Consider the following 5,544-nt stretch of genomic DNA (forward strand, 5'->3'; position numbering starts at 1 on the left):
TGAGGGGGCTTTTAGATTTAAAAGCTGGCGATGACTTACTCTCACATGGGTAACCCCACACTACCATCAGCGCAAAGAGGTTTCACTTCTGAGTTCGGGAAGGGATCAGGTGGTTCACTCTTGCTATTGTCGCCAGCAAACTGTTTATGGATACTTGCTTTGGTCTTATTTCTTCACTTTTCAGTGTGTGCCAATGCTTTTTCCAAAAGAGTTATTAACAGGAATTTATTTGAGTTGGTATTGTAACTAGCTTTTTCACTAAATCAAGCATTTTGCATTGAATTTATCGAAACATACAACTGTTTGGGTGTTGTATAGTCAAGCCTCACGAGCAATTAGTATTGGTCAGCTTCATGCATCGCTGCACTTCCACATCCAACCTATCAACGTCGTAGTCTTCAACGGCTCTTTAGAGGAATAAATTCCTAGGGAAATCTTATCTTGAGGTAGGCTTCCCGCTTAGATGCTTTCAGCGGTTATCCCTTCCGAACATAGCTACCCGGCGATGCGACTGGCGTCACAACCGGTACACCAGAGGTTCGTCCACTCTGGTCCTCTCGTACTAGGAGCAGATCCTCTCAAATTTCCAGCGCCCACGGTAGATAGGGACCGAACTGTCTCACGACGTTCTAAACCCAGCTCGCGTACCTCTTTAAATGGCGAACAGCCATACCCTTGGGACCTGCTTCAGCCCCAGGATGAGATGAGCCGACATCGAGGTGCCAAACACCGCCGTCGATATGAACTCTTGGGCGGTATCAGCCTGTTATCCCCAGAGTACCTTTTATCCGTTGAGCGATGGCCCTTCCATACAGAACCACCGGATCACTAAGACCTACTTTCGTACCTGCTCGACTTGTTGGTCTCGCAGTTAAGCGCGCTTTTGCCTTTATACTCTACGCGTGATTTCCGACCACGCTGAGCGCACCTTCGTACTCCTCCGTTACTCTTTAGGAGGAGACCGCCCCAGTCAAACTACCCACCAGACATGGTCCTCGTCCCGGATCACGGGACAGAGTTAGAACCTCAATATTACCAGGGTGGTATTTCAAGGACGGCTCCATGACAACTAGCGTCGTCACTTCAAAGCCTCCCACCTATCCTACACAAGTAAGATCAAAGTTCAATGTCAAGCTGCAGTAAAGGTTCACGGGGTCTTTCCGTCTAGCCGCGGGTACACCGCATCTTCACGGCGATTTCGATTTCACTGAGCCTCTGCTGGAGACAGCGCCCCCATCATTATGCCATTCGTGCAGGTCGGAACTTACCCGACAAGGAATTTCGCTACCTTAGGACCGTTATAGTTACGGCCGCCGTTTACTGGGGCTTCGATCAAGAGCTTCGCTTACGCTAACCCCATCAATTAACCTTCCAGCACCGGGCAGGCATCACACCCTATACGTCCACTTTCGTGTTTGCAGAGTGCTATGTTTTTAATAAACAGTTGCAGGGGCCTAGTTTCTGTGGCTGCCAACAGCTCAAGAAGCAAGTTCTATCACCATCGGCAGCGTACCTTCTCCCGAAGTTACGGTACCATTTTGCCTAGTTCCTTCAGCAGAGTTCTCTCAAGCGCTTTGGTCTACTCGACCTGACCACCTGTGTCGGTTTCGGGTACGATTCCTGTGTAACTGAAGCTTAGAGACTTTTCTTGGAAGTATGGTATCAGCCACTTTACTGTACAAGTACAGCTTGCTATCAGTTCTCAGCATAGAGTACCCCGGATTTGCCTAAGATACATGCCTACAACCTTTCACCTGGACAACCAACGCCAGGCTGACTTAACCTTCTCCGTCCTCTCATCGCATTACATAGAAGTATTGGAATATTAACCAATTTCCCATCGACTACGCCTCTCGGCCTCGCCTTAGGGGTCGACTCACCCAGCCCCGATTAACGTTGGACTGGAACCCTTGGTCTTTCAGCGAACGGGTTTTTCACCCGTTTTGTCGTTACTCACGTCAGCATTCGCACTTCTGATACCTCCAGCAGACTTCTCAATCCACCTTCATCGGCTTACAGAACGCTCCCCTACCACGTATACAAAGTATACATCCGCAGCTTCGGTACTATATTTTAGCCCCGTTACATCTTCCGCGCAGGCCGACTCGACTAGTGAGCTATTACGCTTTCTTTAAAGGGTGGCTGCTTCTAAGCCAACCTCCTAGCTGTCTATGCCTTCCCACATCGTTTCCCACTTAATATAGATTTTGGGACCTTAGCTGGCGGTCTGGATTGTTTTCCTCTTGACTACGGACGTTAGCACCCGCAGTCTGTCTCCCGGATAGTACTCATTGGTATTCGGAGTTTGCATCGGTTTGGTAAGTCGGGATGACCCCCTAGCCGAAACAGTGCTCTACCCCCAATGGTATTCGTCCGAGGCGCTACCTAAATAGCTTTCGGGGAGAACCAGCTATCACCGAGTTTGATTAGCCTTTCACCCCTATCCACAAGTCATCCCCTGGCTTTTCAACGACAGTGGGTTCGGTCCTCCAGTTAGTGTTACCCAACCTTCAACCTGCTCATGGATAGATCACCCGGTTTCGGGTCTATACCCAGCAACTATACGCCCTATTAAGACTCGATTTCTCTACGGCTCCCCTATACGGTTAACCTTGCTACTGAATATAAGTCGCTGACCCATTATACAAAAGGTACGCAGTCACCGAACAAGTCGGCTCCCACTGCTTGTATGCATGCGGTTTCAGGATCTATTTCACTCCCCTCACAGGGGTTCTTTTCGCCTTTCCCTCACGGTACTGGTTCACTATCGGTCAGTCAGGAGTATTTAGCCTTGGAGGATGGTCCCCCCATATTCAGACAAGGTTTCACGTGCCTCGCCCTACTCGTCATCATTATATGTGCCCTTTCGTGTACGGGACTATCACCCTCTACGGTAGCACTTCCCAGAGCTTTCCGCTAAAACACATATAACTTAATGGGCTGATCCGCGTTCGCTCGCCGCTACTGACGGAATCTCAATTGATTTCTTTTCCTAAGGGTACTGAGATGTTTCACTTCCCCTCGTTCGCCTCGTATGACTATGTATTCATCATACGATACCTACCTTATGGTAAGTGGGTTTCCCCATTCAGAAATCTCCGGATCACAGGATATTTGCCGCCTCCCCGAAGCTTATCGCAGGCTATTACGTCTTTCATCGCCTCTGACTGCCAAGGCATCCACCACATGCACTTAATTACTTGACTATACAACCCCAAACAGTCGTTAATCCCTACAAGTAGGATAACAACAGATCATAATGACTAATCATCACTCTCATACAGTTCGAAGTACTGTGCACTTAAACACTGTACAGCTTCAATTTAATTCATATACCAAAACGCTTGATTCAGTTTAATCGCTAGTTTCTCATTTCTTTTATTCACTCTAATATGTCACTTACGTGTCACATTATTGTGTTTTATTAAAACGAGTATGAACAATTTATTTCAACTCAAATATATTCTGTTAATGATTGCTCTAGCCTTCGTCAGGTCTAGAAACTGTGATAAATCACAGAAGTTAATAAGCTTAAACTTACTAAATTCTATAATCTATGGTGGAGACTAGGAGAGTCGAACTCCTGACCTCCTGCGTGCAAAGCAGGCGCTCTACCAACTAAGCTAAGTCCCCAGCTTATCATTTAGATTCAATGTTCTGATTTTCTGTTTGCTTCAGTATTTTCATACTGCGTTCGTCAGAATGGTGGGTCTGACAAGACTTGAACTTGTGACCCCACGCTTATCAAGCGTGTGCTCTAACCAACTGAGCTACAGACCCTCAGATACATTCATGAAGAACAACTTGTTGTGGATTCTTACCGATCGTCAATCTTTCGTTAAGGAGGTGATCCAGCCGCAGGTTCCCCTACGGCTACCTTGTTACGACTTCACCCCAGTCGTCGGCCACACCGTGGTAAGCGTCCTCCTTACGGTTAGACTACCTACTTCTGGTGCAACAAACTCCCATGGTGTGACGGGCGGTGTGTACAAGGCCCGGGAACGTATTCACCGCGGCATTCTGATCCGCGATTACTAGCGATTCCGACTTCATGGAGTCGAGTTGCAGACTCCAATCCGGACTACGATCGGCTTTTTGAGATTAGCATCCTATCGCTAGGTAGCAACCCTTTGTACCGACCATTGTAGCACGTGTGTAGCCCTGGTCGTAAGGGCCATGATGACTTGACGTCGTCCCCGCCTTCCTCCAGTTTGTCACTGGCAGTATCCTTAAAGTTCCCACCCGAAGTGCTGGCAAATAAGGAAAAGGGTTGCGCTCGTTGCGGGACTTAACCCAACATCTCACGACACGAGCTGACGACAGCCATGCAGCACCTGTATGTAAGTTCCCGAAGGCACCAATCCATCTCTGGAAAGTTCTTACTATGTCAAGACCAGGTAAGGTTCTTCGCGTTGCATCGAATTAAACCACATGCTCCACCGCTTGTGCGGGCCCCCGTCAATTCATTTGAGTTTTAGTCTTGCGACCGTACTCCCCAGGCGGTCTACTTATCGCGTTAGCTGCGCCACTAAAGTCTCAAAGACCCCAACGGCTAGTAGACATCGTTTACGGCATGGACTACCAGGGTATCTAATCCTGTTTGCTCCCCATGCTTTCGTACCTCAGCGTCAGTATTAGGCCAGATGGCTGCCTTCGCCATCGGTATTCCTCCAGATCTCTACGCATTTCACCGCTACACCTGGAATTCTACCATCCTCTCCCATACTCTAGCTTCCCAGTATCGAATGCAATTCCTAAGTTAAGCTCAGGGATTTCACATCCGACTTAAAAAGCCGCCTACGTACGCTTTACGCCCAGTAAATCCGATTAACGCTCGCACCCTCTGTATTACCGCGGCTGCTGGCACAGAGTTAGCCGGTGCTTATTCTGCGAGTAACGTCCACTATCTCTGGGTATTAACCAAAGTAGCCTCCTCCTCGCTTAAAGTGCTTTACAACCATAAGGCCTTCTTCACACACGCGGCATGGCTGGATCAGGGTTCCCCCCATTGTCCAATATTCCCCACTGCTGCCTCCCGTAGGAGTCTGGGCCGTGTCTCAGTCCCAGTGTGGCGGATCATCCTCTCAGACCCGCTACAGATCGTCGCCTTGGTAGGCCTTTACCCCACCAACTAGCTAATCCGACTTAGGCTCATCTATTAGCGCAAGGTCCGAAGATCCCCTGCTTTCCCCCGTAGGGCGTATGCGGTATTAGCATCCCTTTCGAGATGTTGTCCCCCACTAATAGGCAGATTCCTAAGTATTACTCACCCGTCCGCCGCTAAATCCAGTAGCAAGCTACTTTCATCCGCTCGACTTGCATGTGTTAAGCCTGCCGCCAGCGTTCAATCTGAGCCATGATCAAACTCTTCAGTTTAAAATCAATAGTGCTTTATTCAAAACACCAAATCTTGGCTCATCAATTTTCTGACAAATATTTCTCAAATAAACTTCGAGTAATTTCTACCATCAATCAATGAAAATAATTTCGATCAATCAACCAGTAAAAATCCACACAAGTTGTTCTTCATAATCTCTTAATGAT

The 5,544-nt window shown here is 48.1% G+C and carries 2 tRNA genes and 3 rRNA genes; all 5 read right to left on the bottom strand.

Annotated features, from left to right (window positions below):
* Window positions 1-22: 22 nt before the first annotated feature.
* A 5S ribosomal RNA gene (rrf, locus tag HX005_RS19270) occupies window positions 23-137 on the bottom strand.
* Window positions 138-314: 177 nt separating this feature from the next.
* Window positions 315-3,206: ribosomal RNA gene (locus HX005_RS19275) — 23S ribosomal RNA — on the bottom strand.
* 351 nt (window positions 3,207-3,557) lie between these two features.
* A tRNA-Ala gene (locus HX005_RS19280) sits at window positions 3,558-3,633 on the bottom strand.
* Window positions 3,634-3,703: 70 nt separating this feature from the next.
* Window positions 3,704-3,780, bottom strand: a tRNA-Ile gene (locus tag HX005_RS19285).
* A gap of 59 nt (window positions 3,781-3,839) precedes the next feature.
* Window positions 3,840-5,376, bottom strand: a 16S ribosomal RNA gene (locus HX005_RS19290).
* Together the 16S, 23S and 5S rRNA genes with 2 tRNA genes alongside form the textbook arrangement of a ribosomal RNA operon.
* Between the last annotated feature and the right edge of the window lie 168 nt (window positions 5,377-5,544).

It is taken from the genome of Acinetobacter sp. R933-2, from assembly GCF_030325485.1.
Taxonomy (GTDB): domain Bacteria; phylum Pseudomonadota; class Gammaproteobacteria; order Pseudomonadales; family Moraxellaceae; genus Acinetobacter; species Acinetobacter sichuanensis.